This window comes from Nesterenkonia cremea (assembly GCF_014642675.1).
GTDB classification, from domain to species: Bacteria; Actinomycetota; Actinomycetes; order Actinomycetales; family Micrococcaceae; genus Nesterenkonia; species Nesterenkonia cremea.
Genome location: NZ_BMIS01000008.1, coordinates 119,000 through 133,116 on the forward strand (window position 1 = coordinate 119,000; position 14,117 = coordinate 133,116).

At 67.0% G+C, this 14,117-nt stretch carries 17 protein-coding genes and 1 other RNA gene; 10 read left to right on the top strand and 8 right to left on the bottom strand.

Annotated elements, in window-relative coordinates; all coding sequences use genetic code 11:
- Positions 1–32: 32 nt before the first annotated feature.
- Positions 33–469: RNase P RNA component class A (gene rnpB, locus IEW85_RS09940), an RNA gene on the bottom strand.
- Positions 470–525: 56 nt separating this feature from the next.
- A complete protein-coding gene (locus IEW85_RS09945; RefSeq protein ID WP_229658941.1) occupies positions 526–1,491 on the bottom strand; it encodes an aldo/keto reductase in 966 nt (321 codons plus the stop codon).
- Between the two features lie 87 nt (positions 1,492–1,578).
- On the opposite strand from IEW85_RS09945, the gene IEW85_RS09950 reads away from it, so the two are divergent.
- Positions 1,579–2,424, top strand: coding sequence for a Nif3-like dinuclear metal center hexameric protein (locus IEW85_RS09950; protein ID WP_188685239.1), 846 nt, complete (start codon positions 1,579–1,581; stop codon positions 2,422–2,424).
- A 43-nt stretch (positions 2,425–2,467) separates the two neighbouring features.
- Positions 2,468–2,920: a reverse transcriptase-like protein gene (locus tag IEW85_RS09955; protein ID WP_188685241.1), complete on the top strand. Its 453-nt coding sequence runs from the start codon at positions 2,468–2,470 to the stop codon at positions 2,918–2,920.
- Between the two features lie 83 nt (positions 2,921–3,003).
- Here IEW85_RS09955 and IEW85_RS09960 read toward each other — a convergent pair whose 3' ends face one another.
- Positions 3,004–3,876, bottom strand: coding sequence for a hypothetical protein (locus tag IEW85_RS09960; protein WP_188685242.1), 873 nt, complete (start codon positions 3,874–3,876; stop codon positions 3,004–3,006).
- A 126-nt stretch (positions 3,877–4,002) separates the two neighbouring features.
- Complete coding sequence (locus IEW85_RS09965; RefSeq protein ID WP_188685244.1) at positions 4,003–4,791, bottom strand: YaaA family protein; 789 nt, start codon at positions 4,789–4,791, stop codon at positions 4,003–4,005.
- Between the two features lie 52 nt (positions 4,792–4,843).
- On the opposite strand from IEW85_RS09965, the gene msrA reads away from it, so the two are divergent.
- The 3 genes from msrA to epsC are packed head-to-tail and all read left to right on the top strand — an operon-like array spanning position 4,844 to position 7,020.
- Positions 4,844–5,398, top strand: coding sequence for a peptide-methionine (S)-S-oxide reductase MsrA (msrA, locus tag IEW85_RS09970; RefSeq protein ID WP_188685246.1), 555 nt, complete (start codon positions 4,844–4,846; stop codon positions 5,396–5,398).
- 49 nt (positions 5,399–5,447) lie between these two features.
- Positions 5,448–6,383, top strand: coding sequence for a cysteine synthase A (cysK, locus tag IEW85_RS09975; protein ID WP_188685248.1), 936 nt, complete (start codon positions 5,448–5,450; stop codon positions 6,381–6,383).
- A gap of 49 nt (positions 6,384–6,432) precedes the next feature.
- Positions 6,433–7,020: a serine O-acetyltransferase EpsC gene (epsC, locus tag IEW85_RS09980; protein WP_188685250.1), complete on the top strand. Its 588-nt coding sequence runs from the start codon at positions 6,433–6,435 to the stop codon at positions 7,018–7,020.
- Between the two features lie 73 nt (positions 7,021–7,093).
- On the opposite strand, the gene IEW85_RS09985 is transcribed toward epsC, so the two are convergent.
- Positions 7,094–7,795, bottom strand: a complete 702-nt coding sequence (locus IEW85_RS09985; protein ID WP_229658942.1) for a helix-turn-helix transcriptional regulator — start codon at positions 7,793–7,795, stop codon at positions 7,094–7,096.
- Between the two features lie 238 nt (positions 7,796–8,033).
- On the opposite strand from IEW85_RS09985, the gene IEW85_RS09990 reads away from it, so the two are divergent.
- From IEW85_RS09990 to IEW85_RS14645, 4 genes are read left to right on the top strand one after another with little or no spacing between them, the layout of a single operon-like run.
- Positions 8,034–9,116, top strand: coding sequence for an ABC transporter substrate-binding protein (locus IEW85_RS09990; RefSeq protein WP_188685253.1), 1,083 nt, complete (start codon positions 8,034–8,036; stop codon positions 9,114–9,116).
- Positions 9,117–9,151: 35 nt separating this feature from the next.
- Complete coding sequence (locus tag IEW85_RS09995; RefSeq protein WP_229658943.1) at positions 9,152–9,550, top strand: iron chelate uptake ABC transporter family permease subunit; 399 nt, start codon at positions 9,152–9,154, stop codon at positions 9,548–9,550.
- The gene (locus IEW85_RS14640; RefSeq protein WP_308420881.1) at positions 9,547–9,930 is read left to right on the top strand and encodes an ABC transporter ATP-binding protein; all 384 of its coding nucleotides are present in this window, start codon (positions 9,547–9,549) and stop codon (positions 9,928–9,930) included. The genes IEW85_RS09995 and IEW85_RS14640 overlap by 4 nt, the downstream gene beginning before the upstream one ends.
- Positions 9,931–9,932: 2 nt before the next feature.
- On the top strand, positions 9,933–10,094 hold the full coding sequence (locus tag IEW85_RS14645; protein ID WP_308420882.1) for a hypothetical protein: 162 nt from the start codon (positions 9,933–9,935) through the stop codon (positions 10,092–10,094).
- A gap of 109 nt (positions 10,095–10,203) precedes the next feature.
- Here IEW85_RS14645 and gnd read toward each other — a convergent pair whose 3' ends face one another.
- Positions 10,204–11,661, bottom strand: a complete 1,458-nt coding sequence (gene gnd, locus IEW85_RS10005) for an NADP-dependent phosphogluconate dehydrogenase (protein WP_188685255.1) — start codon at positions 11,659–11,661, stop codon at positions 10,204–10,206.
- Between the two features lie 135 nt (positions 11,662–11,796).
- The gene (gene ppk2 / locus IEW85_RS10010) at positions 11,797–12,723 is read right to left on the bottom strand and encodes a polyphosphate kinase 2 (RefSeq protein WP_188685258.1); all 927 of its coding nucleotides are present in this window, start codon (positions 12,721–12,723) and stop codon (positions 11,797–11,799) included.
- 98 nt (positions 12,724–12,821) lie between these two features.
- Between ppk2 and zapE the strand changes: the two genes are divergently transcribed.
- Positions 12,822–13,871 carry a cell division protein ZapE gene (gene zapE, locus IEW85_RS10015; protein ID WP_188685260.1) on the top strand — a complete coding sequence of 350 codons (1,050 nt, stop codon included), beginning with the start codon at positions 12,822–12,824 and terminating at the stop codon, positions 13,869–13,871.
- A 40-nt stretch (positions 13,872–13,911) separates the two neighbouring features.
- On the opposite strand, the gene IEW85_RS10020 is transcribed toward zapE, so the two are convergent.
- Positions 13,912–14,117 (bottom strand): integrase core domain-containing protein (locus IEW85_RS10020; RefSeq protein WP_188685262.1); only part of this gene is annotated, 206 nt, incomplete at its 5' end.

Here is a 14,117-nt window from a genome sequence, read left to right on the forward strand (position 1 = left end):
AGCGGAGCTCACCAGGACAGTCTATGGGGAGAGGGACGGGTTGGCGTGTACGCCGGATTCTGTGACGCCGGGCGATTGCTCCCCCGGCGCCGGCCATCATCCATCTGGGCACCGTGTTGCCACGGCCCTCAAGCAGCCAACCCGGATGCTCGGGCGGGCAGCCCTGTCGGAGACGAGCTCCTGCGCATCCTGTTCGGCTTTGCTCCGGATGGGGTTTACCGAGCCGCACCGGTCGCCCGGTGCGCTGGTGGTCTCTTACACCACCGTTTCACCCTTACCCGAGGGCGCACGGCCCTCCGGCGGTCTGTTTTCTGTGGCACTGGCCTGCGGGTCTCCCCGAGTGGGTGTTACCCACCATCCAGCCCTGCGGAGTCCGGACGTTCCTCGGCGCCACCGTTATCCGCCGGGCAGATCACGGAGTCATCTGCCGGGCGGGGCCTGGCGGCGACGCGATGGCCCGGCCAACCCGTCCCTGAGGGTCCATCGTAACGCCCCGTACGCTCCTGGAGCTTCTCGCTTGGGGGATCAGGCGGGCAGCGGAACCTCGGCGGAGACCAGCTTCTGCTCGCGCAGCTCCTGCCAGAACGCGGCGGGGATCTCAGCGTTGATGGAGTCGAGATCCTCACGGATGCGCTCGGGGCGGCTGGATCCGGGGATCACAGCGGCCACGGCCGGGTGCGCGGTGGAGAACTGCAGAGCGGCAGCCTTCAGGCTGACGTCGTGGCGGCCGGCGATCTCGTTGAGCGTGGTCACCCGCTCCTTGATCTCCTGCGGGATCTCGGCGTAGTCGAAGTGATCGCCGCCGAGCAGGGCACCGGAGTTGAACGGGCCGCCCACCACGATCTTGCCGCCCTGAGCCTCAGAGCGAGGCAACATGCGCTGCAGGGCACGCTCGTGCTTGAGCAGGGTGTACTGGGTGGCCGCGAGGCTGATGTTCGGAGTGGACTCCTCCATGTCCAGGGCCAGCTCGATGGGCTCAGTGGAGTTCACACCGAGGCCCCAGCCCTTGATGACACCCTCCTCCTTCAGCTGCGAGAGCACCTTGAAGGCGCCCCGGCGAGCCTGGTCGAAGAGGGAGACCCACTCGTCGCCGTAGAAGTCGCGGGAGGTGTCGTGGATGAACACGAAGTCCAGCCGGTCGGTCTTCAGGCGGCGCAGGCTGTCCTCGATGGAACGCTTGGTCGCATCGGCGGAGAAGTCGGTGGTGACCTTCTTCTGGTGACCGAATTCGAAGAGGCCGGACTTCTCCTCGTGCTCCTCCTCCACCAGGCGTCCGACCTTCGTGGAGAGGATGAAGTCGTCGCGGTTCTTCTGGGAGAGGACCTCGCCCAGGCGCTCCTCCGCCAGGCCTGCACCGTAGAAGGGTGCGGCGTCGAAGTAGCGGATGCCCTCGGTCCAGGCGGCCTCGACCGTGGCCAGAGCCTCCTGTTCAGCGATGTCCCGGAACATGTTGCCCAGGGGTGCGGCACCGAATCCGATCTTGTTCTTCACTGTTTCGATCATCTCCGTGCCAACACACCACCGGCCGGTCTTTCTTCCCGCCCGCGGGTCAGGAATTGCCCGTGGTAGAAATGGCCTATGCCACAGACGCCATCGCTGCAGGACGTTCTCGACATCGCCGAAGAGCTCTGGCCCACCTCGCTGGCCGAATCGTGGGATGCCGTCGGCCTGGTGGCCGGACGCCGCAGTGCCCCGGTGCAGAAGATCCACTTCGCCGTGGATCCCGTCCGGCCGGTGATCGAGGAGGCCTGCGGTGCCGACGCCGATCTGCTGATCACCCATCATCCCCTGCTGCTGCGCCCGGTGAGCACGGTGGAGGCCGGCACCTTCAAGGGTGAGCTGGTCCACCGTCTGATCGAATCCGGCTGTGCTCTGCTGACCGCCCACACCAACGGCGACTCCGCCGTCGGGGGTGTCAACGATGTGCTCGCCGAGATCTTCGGCCTGGAGGACGCCGTTCCGCTGAAGCCCGCCGATGACGGGCTCGACGAGGAGGGCCTGGGCCGCATCGGAACGCTCCCGCAGGGCACCACGCTGGGCGATTTCGCCGCCACCGTCTTCTCCACGCTCCCCTCGGTGGCCGGTGGAGTGCGCGTGGCTGGTGACCGGGATGCCTTCATCCGCCGTGTGGCCCTCTGCGGAGGCGCCGGCGATTCGCTGCTGGAGGCGGCCCGCCGCGCCGAGGCCGATGTCTTCATCACCGCTGATCTGCGGCACCACCCCGCCTCGGAAGCCCGTGAGGCCGTGGGCGAGTCACGACCGTATCTGATCGATGTCTCACACTTCGCCAGCGAGTGGATGTGGCTGCCCGCCGCGGCCCAGGCCTTGGACCGTGCACTGGGCGACCGCGGCTATGATGTCGAGGTCGCAGTCAGCGGCATCAACTCCGACCCGTGGGATTTTGTGATCACGCCCGGGCACTGAGCCCTTGCACACCGTCCCTGGGCACGTCCTCACAAGGAGCACAGTGACCGACCTCATCGTCGAAGCCGACGGCGGCAGCCGCGGCAATCCCGGAATCGCCGGCTCCGGAGCCTTGGTCCGTGACAGCAGCGGAAGCATCCTGGCCACCAAGGCCACCCCTCTGGGCAAGGCCAGCAACAACGTGGCCGAGTACACCGGTCTGGTGGACGGCCTGACTCTGGCCCGCGAGATCGATCCCGGCGCCTCAGTGGAGGTGCGCATGGACTCCAAGCTGGTCGTGGAGCAGATGAGCGGCCGCTGGAAGATCAAGCACGAGGATATGAAGCGCCTGGCGGCCCAGGCCGCTGCGATCCTGCCGCCGACGCAGGTCACCTACACCTGGATCCCGCGCAAGGAGAACGGCGACGCCGATGCGCTCAGCAACGAGGCCATGGACGCCTCCACAGCGGGCACCGAGTGGGACCCGGCCGCCAGCCGGATCACCGTCCAGGGCTGAGAAGCCCGACAGCCGCCCGGCGGCGGAGTCGCCGGATCGGCGTCGATGCGGGCCGTGTGTGCCGCCTGAGGCGTACGTGGCGCTCAGGCGCAGAGGCCCTCGGCGACTCCCCGCTGGCAGAGCTGAGTCTGTTCCACCTGGGTCAGCTCATAGCCTTCACCGGTGTCCTCCACGGTGACGAAGAGCCGGTAGCCGGCCAGCGAGTCATCCATGAGCCCGGTGACATCCAGGCGATAGAAGTCCTCGCCGTAGTCATCGGGAGTGCTGATCAGCGTCCACTCGGAACCGGGATCCTGGCCTGTGTCCTCCCCAGCGGCCCGCTCGGCCACACCTTCAGCGATGGTCTGAGCGTCCTCGGCCGGCGGCACCTCGTCGATATAGTCCTCGGTGACATCCTCAGTGCCGGCGAAATAGGCCAGGCCACCTTCCACCCAGCCGTAGCCGTCGGCGAGCTCCACCTCGGTCCAGATCCCGGCCTCGGCATCATCCGGATCCTGGCGCTGACGCCCGGTCACAACCACAGCGTCCAGGGGCTCCAGCTCACCGACCACGTCACCGTCCTGCTCCAGGGGCACCTCGAGGGCCTCCAGAGGCGCGTCCTCCGGGTCCAAGCCCGCGACGCCGAGCTCATCGCCCTCCTGGTAGAACAGCTCCACGTCCTCACCGGGCAGCTCCTCCTCCGGGACCTGCTCGGAGCCGCCGGCCGGAACCTCATCACCGGGCGTCTCCTGGGCCTCGGCCTCGGCGTCCTGGTGGGGAGCATCCTCGTCCTCGTCGGAGCCCTGCTGATCCGGAGCGTCCTGCTGGCCGGTGTCGTCCTGGGCGGCGTCCTCCTGGGCGGCGTCGTCCTGACCGCCCTGATCGAGATCCTGGCCGTCATCACCGGCGCATGCTGTCAGCACCAACAGCGACACGGCGCTCCATGCTGTCATCTGCGCGGTCAGTTCAGTCCTCATCGCACACCTCCTCGAGTCACCCCTGGGTCTGTCCACCCTGATCTCTCCACCCTAGGGAAGCGAACCTGAACACCCGATCACCATCAGGTCACAACACCATTTCGATGCTGTATAGCAGCTGCCGGATCAGGCGGAGGTGCTGATCAGATCCAACTGATGCGGCTGTCGGCCCTCAGCCGGGCGGACCTCCGTCGTCCAGCGCTGCGAGGCGATGGCCACGACATCCTTGATGGTCTCCGGCCGCGCCGAGGAGCGCAGCAGCATACCGGTGAGCTCGCCCCGTGCGTGCTTGGCGAAGTGGGTGACCACCTTCCGCTGGCCGTCCTTCTCGGTGAAGCTGTTGACCATCAGGGTGTGCTGCGGAGCCGGCTGGAAGGCCTTGCCGTAGGAGGCCGAGCGGCAGTCGATGACCAGCCCATCGCCCACCAGGGCCTCCATGGGCTCCTTCATCTGCTTCTTCCAAAACGTGCCCAGATTGCCCAGCTCGCCGAGCTTCACATCCATGGAGAGCCGGTAGGCGGGAATCCTGTCGGTGAATCCGGTAGCGCCGAAGAGCCCGGAGAAGATCAGCACGTCCCGGGCACCCAGGGCCAGCTGCTCCTCGGTGAGCGAGCAGGCATCCAGCGCATCGAACAGCACTCCGGTGTAGATCTCATGTGCAGGCGCCGTGGGAGCCTCACGCAGAGCCGTGTTGGCCTCCACCTCAGCCATGACCTTCACCCCGACCTTGAGCACCGCCTGGGCATCCTCACGGCTGCTGGCGGCGATCAGCTCACGCAGCACCTGCTCGCGCTGCTCGGCGAGGCCTGGCAGGGTGAGCGCAGCCATGTCCAGGAGCGGGCTGGGACCGGACTGTGCGGCGTCGTCGTGCTGAGGTGCGGCTTTGCCCTCGGAGGGCGGAAGGAGGATTTTCACCCCGACAGATTAGCAACGGAATGAACTCCGCCCCCGCACAGTTGGACCCGATATGACCGATACCGCCGAGGCGACCACCCGAACCGTCGTGCTCGCCGCCGGATGCTTCTGGTGCCTGGACTCCCTGGCCCGGCGCCTGCAGGGCGTGGAGCAGGTGCGCAGCCTCTACACCGGCGGCACCGCCGAGACCGCGAACTACAGCGCCGTCTGCACCGGCATGACCGCCCATGCGGAGGCGGTGGAGATCACCTATGACCCCACGCAGCTGCCCACTGAGGTGCTGCTCGAGGTCTTCTTCACCTCCCACGATCCGACCTCGCTGAACCGGCAGGGCCACGACGTCGGACCGCAGTACCGCTCAGCGATGTTCTACTCCACCGATCAGGAGAAGGCTGAGTGGCAGGAGGCCATCACGCGGTTCCAGCAGCACTATGACCGCCCGATCGTCACCACGCTGGAGCCGCTGGAGGCCGCCTATGAGGCCGAGCCCGAGCACCAGAACTTCCACGCCCGCCGCCCCGAGGTGGGCTACTGTCAGTTCATCATCGATCCGAAGGTCGCCAGGCTGCGCCGGCACTGGGGCCGGTGGATGCGACCGATAGGCTGATACCGAACACCTAAGCACCCCGTCCTGCCAGAGAGGTTCCGTCAGAACAATGGGCAAGATCCTTGAGAACATCACCGAAGCCGTGGGCAACACTCCCCTGGTGCGCCTGAACCGGCTCGACGCCGACCTTCCCGGCAATGTGGCCGTGAAGCTGGAGTTCTACTCCCCGGCCAGCTCGGTGAAGGACCGCATCGGCACCGCCATCGTGGACGCCGCTGAAGAGGCCGGCGTGCTGCGCCCCGGCGGCACCATCGTGGAGGGCACCTCCGGCAACACCGGAATCGCCCTGGCCATGGTGGGCGCGGCCCGCGGCTACCGCGTGGTGCTGACCATGCCCGAGACGATGTCCACCGAGCGGCGCGTCATGCTGCGGGCCTTCGGCGCAGAGATCGTGCTGACCCCCGGCGCCGACGGCATGCGCGGTGCGGTGGAGAAGGCGAAGTCCATCGTCGAGGAGACCGACAACGCCATCTGGGCGCGCCAGTTCGCCAACGAGGCCAACCCCGCCGTGCACTACAACACCACCGGCGAGGAGATCTGGGAGGACACCGACGGCGCCGTGGACGTCCTGGTCTCCGGCATCGGCACCGGCGGCACCATCACCGGCGCAGGCCGGAAGCTGCGCGAGCATAACGCGGGCATCCGGCTGGTGGCCGTGGAACCTGAGGACTCCCCGATCCTCTCCGGCGGGCAGGCCGGACCGCATAAGATCCAGGGCATCGGCCCGAACTTCGTGCCCGACATCCTGGACACCGAGATCTACGACGAGGTGGTCCAGGCCAACTTGGACACCGCACTGGAGACCGCACGCCGACTGGGCGTCGAGGAGGGAATCCTCGGAGGCATCTCCACCGGCGCCAACGTCGCCGCAGCTCTGGAGGTCGCCTCGCGCCCGGAGAGCAAGGACAAGCTGATCGTCACCCTGGCCTGCGACTTCGGTGAGCGCTACATCTCCACCCTCCTCTACGAAGACATCCGGAGCTAGGACGCCTCACGGCCGTCCAGGCACCGCAGACCTCGAAAGGCAGAAGACCTTGGGCCTCCTCAAGCGACTCCGCGAAGACATCAAGTCAGCCCGCGAGCATGACCCGGCCGCCCGCAGCCACGCGGAGATCGTGCTGGTCTACTCCGGACTGCACGCCATCTGGTCCCACCGTCTGGCCAAGCGCATGTGGCGCTACGGTCCACTGAAGACCCCGGCACGTGTGCTCTCCCAGGTGACCCGCGGGCTCACCGGCATCGAGATCCACCCCGGCGCCACCATCGGCCGGCGGTTCTTCATCGACCACGGCATGGGCGTGGTCATCGGTGAGACCGCTGAGATCGGTGATGACGTGATGCTCTATCAGGGTGTGACCCTCGGCGGCACCTCCCTGGAGCAGACCAAGCGGCATCCCACGCTGCGCGACGGCGTCACCGTCGGCGCCGGCGCCAAGGTTCTGGGCCCGGTGGAGATCGGAGAAGAGTCGGCCATCGGGGCCAATGCCGTCGTGGTGAAGTCGGCCCCGGCGCATTCGGTGCTGGTGGGTGTCCCCGCCAAGGACCGCAAGCGCCGCGAGGAGGAGCATAAGCCTCTGGTGGACCCCGCCACCTACGCATTGGACCCTGCACTGTTCATCTGACCCTGCCCTGTTCGTCCGACCCAGCGCTGTTCGCGCTCTCGCTGAGCCCCCGGCCACTTACTGGGCCGGGGGCTCAGCTGTGTCCGAGGGCCTGCCGGCGATACTCCCCCGGTGCGAGGCCCACCTCACGGGCGAAGGCGCGGCGGAAGGCGTTGACGTGGGAGTAGCCCACTCGTCGCGCCACGGCGCTCACCGGCTCCTGCCCGTGGAGCAGCGTCTGGGCGGCATCCATGCGGCAGCGGATCCGCCACTGGCGCAGCGTCGTCCCGGTGTCCCGCAGAAAGGCCCGCTCCAAGCTCCGCGCGGAGAGCCCTCTGGCCTGAGCCAGCTCCTCCACGCTGCGGGTGTCCCCGGGGTCGAAGCGCAGCTGCTCGGCCACCTGCCGGGCCGGGCCGTCGGGCGGCATCGGCAGGTCCTCCGAGACCATGGGAGCCTTCTCGATCAGTGCCAGGAGCTGGCGGGTGATGTCCGCCGCGGAGGAGATCGCACTGCTGCTGGTCACGTGCTGGGCGAGCATCAGATGCTGCAGATCCCGGTCCACGGTGAGCAGCGTGGGCTCACGCAGGATGGTCCCCCAGTCGGCCGCTTCGAATCCCAGGGGCACCGTCACCGAATCCGGGTGCACCCGCAGCTCATGCGAGGTCCGCACCGGGATCCACAGCGCCTGACCTTCATACACGGTCACCACCCCCATCACAGCACCGGGCACCGTCTGGACTGACGACTCTGAGGTGAGGCGGACCTCAGCAGCGCCGCGGGCCTGCCACAGCAGCACATGTCGCTAGTGCTCAACGTGCTGCTCCACACCCGCGGCGGGGATCCGGAGGGGTCCTCCCGACGGCACTCCCGTCGTTCCGCCGGCTGCCGGAAGCGTGGCCGAAGTGGTCATAGATGTCGCCTTCTGTGCAGGGTGTCGGAAACGGTGAATCCCATTACGTTATGCCACCGTACCCTAATTGTCATCACCGATGGAGAAGGCGCCCGTCGGGCGCATGACATGAGAGGCACCCCTGATGGATCACCCCCACCTGAGCGACCGGAGCGTGCTGAAGTGCTCCACTCCCATTCTGGGCGCCGTGCTGGCCGCCGCGGCCTTGGTGCTGACCGCCTGCGGAACGGACGCAGAGGACGCCACCTCCCAGAACGACGCCGAAGCCGCCGACCTGCTGCCGGCGGCGGAGGGCGAGGCCGAGTACCCACTGCGCCTGGACACCGTCCACGGTGAGATCGAGATCGAGGAGCGCCCGGAGCGGATCGCAGTGCTCGGCTGGAACCCCAACCACGACGCCGCGGCCGCACTGGACGTGACACCGGTCTACGCCTCCTCCCGCAGCTTCGACTACGGCTGGATGGAAGAGGAATGGCTGGACGGCATCGAGACCCTGGAAGAGCGCGACGACGCCGATGTGAACCTGGAGAGCGTCGCGGCGGCCGAGCCGGACCTGATCTTCCTTCCCGATACTGCGGAGATGTTAGAAGAGGAGGACATCGAGCGGCTCGGCGAGATCGCCCCCGTCCTGGAGAAGGAGGAGGTCGTCGCCGGCGACCAAGTGGACTGGCGCGACGCACCTCGCCTGCTGGGTGAGGTGCTGGACCTCACCGGAGCGGCCGAGGAGGCGATCACTGAGGCTGAGGAGGCCATCGAGGCCACTGCGGAGGAGAACCCGCAGTTCGACGGACGCACGATCACCCTGGCCACCGACTACGGCGAGGAGTACGGCCTGGAGTACTACACCGCCGCCGGCGGGACCGCCGAGGAGATCGTGACCATGCTGGGCTTCGCGCCCAACCCGCTGGCCGACCAGTTCAGCGAGGAGGCCAGCATCTCGGAGGAGAACCAGGAACAGCTCGACGCCGATGTGCTGATCATGTTCTACGCCGATGACGCACTGCGCGAGGGACGCGAAGCCTCCGAGCTCTTCCAACAGATCCCGGCGGTGGAGGATGACCGCCATCTGGCCGTGGTGGCTGAGGATGATGAGCGTGCCGAGAGCGGCGCCGTCTGGGTGCTGCGCCGCGGCGCCAGTGTGGAGAGTCTGCCCTGGATGCTCGACGCCCTGGCTGACTGGGCCTCCGAAGCAGGTCTGGAGGACTGACGCTGTCTCTGGGAATCCGCCGCACCACCAGCCTGTTGGCCGGCGTCGCGGCACTCATACTGCTGACACTCAGCAGCCTGGCCCACGGATCCAATCCCCTGACCTACACCGAGGTCTGGGAGGGTCTGTGGGCCAGAGACACGTCTCAGTCCTCACTCATCGTCTGGGAGCTGCGCGGTCCGCGGACCGTGATCGCGATCGTGGTCGGGGCCGCCTTCGGCGTGGCCGGAGCACTCATCCAGGCTCTGACGCGCAATCCCCTGGCAGACCCCGGCATCCTGGGCGTGAAGGCCGGAGCGGGCTTCGCCGTCACCCTCGGCGTCGGACTCTTCGGCGTGAGCGGCATCACCGGCTATATCTGGTTCGCGTTCCTGGGTGCCGCGGTCGCCACGCTGCTGGTCCGCGAGGCACGGCGGCAGAACGGAGTCCTGTGATATCTCTGCAGAACACCGCAGACATACGGCTGCGCACCGAGGGTGTCTCTCTCGGCTATGACGGCAGGATGATCTCCGAAGACCTCTCGGTGGACATCCCGGAGGGATCCTTCACCGCTATCATCGGACCCAACGGCTGCGGGAAGTCCACCCTGCTGCGCGGCCTGGCTGGGGTCCTCCCAGCGCGCAGCGGGACGGTGACCCTGGATGGCCGTCCGATCGGCGAGTTCCGTCCCAAGGAGCTCGCCCGGGAGCTGGGGCTGCTCCCCCAGAGCTCGGCCGCTCCGGAGGGCATCCGGGTGGCCGATCTGGTCTCCCGGGGCCGAGCGCCCTATCAGGGCATCTTCCACCAGTGGCGGCCCGCTACGCAGACCATCTGATCGTGCTGCGCGAGGGCACCGTGGTCACCTCTGGCCCGCCGGCAGAGATCATCTCGACGGAGCTGATCGAGCAGGCGTTCAGCCTGCGGGCCCTGGTGGTCCCGGACCCGGTGACCGCTACGCCGTCGGTAGTCCCGCACCGCGGCGGCGGGCTGCTGGACTGACAGGTTGCCCTGGCCTGCTGGGCCGGCCTGCATAGACGGGCCTGCCGACGCGAGAAGGGCCCCGCAGCGTCATGCTGCGGGGCCCTTCTCGGTACTGGAGATCAGCTGATCAGGCGTCGACCTCGATGCGGCTGCCCGACCATAGGGTGTGGAATGTGCCTTCCTTGTCCACACGCTGGTAGGTATGGGCGCCGAAATAGTCGCGCTGGCCCTGGATCAGAGCAGCCGGCAGGCGATCGCGGCGCAGGCTGTCGTAGTAGGACAGCGAGGAGGAGAAGACCGGTGCCGGCACGCCGTAGGTGGCGGCTGCGGCCACCACGCGGCGCCAGGAGGGCAGGCACTCGTTGATCGCCTCGGTGAACTCCTCGGCCAGCAGGAGGTTCTTGGGACGGTCCTCCGGCGCAGCGTCGAAGGCCTTCATGATCGTGTCCAGCAGATCTGCACGGATGATGCAGCCGGCGCGCCACAGGGAGGCGATGGACTTCAGATCCAGATCCCAGCCGTACTCGTCAGCCGCGGAGACCAGCATGTCCAGACCCTGGGCGTAGGCCACCAGCTTGGATGCGTAGAGGGCCTTGCGGACATCCTCCACGAAGGTCTGCTGGGTGCCCTCCTCCTGGTACGGCACCTCAGGGGTGTGCTCGTCCAGACCGGAGGGGAAGACCTCGTTGGTCTCGGCACGCAGCTCACGCTGGGAGGAGATGGAGCGGGCGAAGACGGACTCGGCGATGGCGGTGACCGGGGAGCCGACCTCCAGGCCGGAGATGGCCGTCCAACGGCCGGTGCCCTTCTGGCCTGCGGAGTCGACGATGACGTCCACCAGGGGATTGCCGGTGACTTCGTCCTCCTGCTCCAGCACCTCAGCGGTGATCTCGATCAGGTAGGAGGCCAGGTCGGTGGTGTTCCACTCGCGGAAGGCCTCAGCCTGCTGGACCGGCTCCAGGCCGCCCAGGGAGCGCATGAGGTCGTAGGCCTCGCCGATGACCTGCATGTCGGCGTACTCGATGCCGTTGTGCACCATCTTCACGTAGTGGCCGGCGCCGTCGGTGCCTACCCAGGCGCAGCAGGGCTCGCCGTTGTACTTCGCGGAGATCTTCTCCAGCATCGGGCCGAGTGTCTGATAGGACTCCTTCGAGCCGCCGGGCATGATCGAGGGGCCGTTGAGTGCGCCCTCCTCACCGCCGGAGACACCCACACCGACGAAGTGCAGGCCCTTCTCACGCAGCGCCTCCTCGCGGCGGCGGGTCTCCTCATAGAAGGAGTTGCCGGCGTCGATGACGATGTCGCCCTCGTCCAGCAGCGGGGTGAGCTGCTCGATCACGGCGTCCACCGGTGCTCCAGCCTTGACCATGATCAGCACACGGCGGGGGCGCTCCAGGGATTCGACCAGCTCAGCCAGGGTCTCGGTACGGACGAACTCGCCCTCATCGCCGTGGGCCTCGATCAGCGCGTCGGTCTTGCCGGCCGACCGGTTGTGCAGTGCGACGGTGTAGCCGTTCCGGGCCAGGTTGCGGGCCAGATTGGCCCCCATCACTGCCAGGCCGGTCACTCCGATGTGGGCGCTCATGCATTCTCCTCTTTCGAAGTCAGATATGTCTCACACCGATCTTACGCCCGGTTGGTATCACCATTGCGACACGGCACTCACACAGGAGCAGATCCGCAGTGAGCGCAGCATCAGCGTCTCGGAGCAGACAGCGGGTCAGTCGCCCACGGCGTCGCGACCGCGGCGGACGATCAGCGGATCCGGCTCACCGACGATCTCGTGATCCTTGCCCTCATATTCGAACTGGGACAGGAAGTAGCGCATGGCGTTGAGCCGAGCACGCTTCTTGTCATTGGACTTGATGGTGATCCAGGGAGCGTGATCGGTGTCGGTGCGCCGGAACATCTCCTCCTTGGCCGCGGTGTAGTCCTCCCAGCGGTCCAATGACTCCAGGTCCATCGGGGAGAGCTTCCACTGCCGGACCGGATCGATCTGGCGGATGGCGAAGCGGGTACGCTGCTCCTTCTGGGTGACCGAGAACCAGAACTTGGTCAGGTGGATTCCGGCGTCGGCCAGCATCTGCTCGAACTGCGGAGCCTGCTTCATGAAGACTTCATATTCGGAGTCCGAGCAGAAGCCCATCACGCTCTCCACGCCGGCTCGGTTGTACCAGGAGCGGTCGAAGAGGACCATCTCACCCGCCGTCGGCAGGTGGTAGATGTAGCGCTGGAAGTACCACTGGCCCTGTTCTCGGTCCGAGGGCTTGTTCAGCGCCACCACCCGGGCGGTGCGCGGGTTCAGGTGCTCGGTGAAGCGCTTGATGGTGCCGCCCTTGCCGGCGGCGTCGCGGCCCTCGAAGACGATGACGTGCTTGAGCCCGTAGTCCTCGGCCCAGTACTGGAACTTCAGCAGCTCGACCTGCAGGTGGTACTTTTCGATCTCATAGATGTCCCGCTCCATCCGCTCGTCATACGGATAGTTCTCCTGCCAGGTCTCCACCGCATTGCCCTGGGGGTCGATCAGGTCGGGATCAGGGGTGTGACCGTCGAGGACCGTATAGCCGCCGGCGCGCAGATCATCGATGAACTCGCGCAGGTTCTGCCGGGGCGTCTCCTCGAGATCGAACAGTGAATCGTTCTTCATGCCCTCCGCCTTCGTGGACTCCGCTGGGAATGACATCATCGCATCACTGGTGCATGAACTGAATGTGAACACCCGCAGGAGCGCTTAGAGTTGGTCCTATGCTTTCCACCGCAGCCCCGCTGAGCGAACGTACACCGCAGGTCTCCGTGGATGATCTCCTGGAAGGGCTCAAGCCGTCCTTCCGCTTCTCCGAGGTCTCCTTCGACTCCTACATCCCGGACCCGGCCCACCCTTCGCAGGCTGAGGCGGTGGAGGCGCTGCGCGCCTTCTCCACCACAGTGGGCCGCAAGCGTGGCGGCGGCCTGATGAACAGGCTCTTCGGCGGAGGCAAACCCGCTGCCGGGCCCAACGGCATCTACCTCGACGGCGGCTTCGGCGTGGGCAAGACCCACCTGCTCGCCTCGCTCTACCACTCGGTGGAGGGCAAGCGGGCCTTCGGCACCTTCGTGGAGTACACCAACCTGGTGGGCGCGCTGACCTTCCGAAAGACTGTGGAGGTGCTCAGCGACTATTCGCTGGTCTGCATCGATGAGTTCGAACTCGACGATGCCGGCGACACCACTCTGATGTCTCGTCTGCTGCGCGAGCTCTCCGACGCCGGCGTGAAGCTGGCCGCCACCTCCAACACGCTGCCGGGCTCGCTGGGCGAGGGCCGCTTCGCGGCCAGCGACTTCAAACGCGAGATCCAGGTGCTGGCCGACCAGTTCAAGGTCATCCGCGTGGACGGCGAGGACTACCGCCACCGCGGCCTGCCCGAGGCCCCGCCGCCGCTGAGCAGCGATGAGCTGGAGGGCTTCGCCGCCGAACGGTTCCCCGGCAAGGAGACCGTGGTGGACGACTTCGCCGCCGTGACCGACCATCTCTCCCGGGTCCATCCCAGCCGCTACCGGCAGATGATCGCCGGAGTGGACGTGCTGGTGCTCAAGGACGTGGAGACCATCGACGCCCAGGCGCTGGCCCTGCGGTTCGTGGTGCTCGCCGACCGGCTCTACGACCAGGATGTGGCGATCGTGGCCTCCGGCCAGCCCTTTGACAAGCTGTTCACCGAGGAGATGATGAACGGCGGCTATATGAAGAAGTACAACCGCGCCGTGTCACGTCTGACCGCGTTGGCCCGCTCCGGCCAGATGGGCGAGGAGGCCCTCTGACCGAAGCTGCGGCGGCCGTGGTCACGCGACGGCCGCTTGCCTAGGTGTACTTCCCCGTGAGGTTGTGAACGCGGGCTGAGGGAACCAGACCTCCGATAGCGGTGTGGGGTCGGTGGTGGTTGTATTCGTGGAGGAAGGCCTCGTAGGAGGCTTCACGGGCTGACTCGCTGGAGTAGGCACGGGCGTATGCCCATTCCTTCATCAGAGTGCGGTTGAACCGCTCCACTTTGCCGTTGGTCTGGGGCC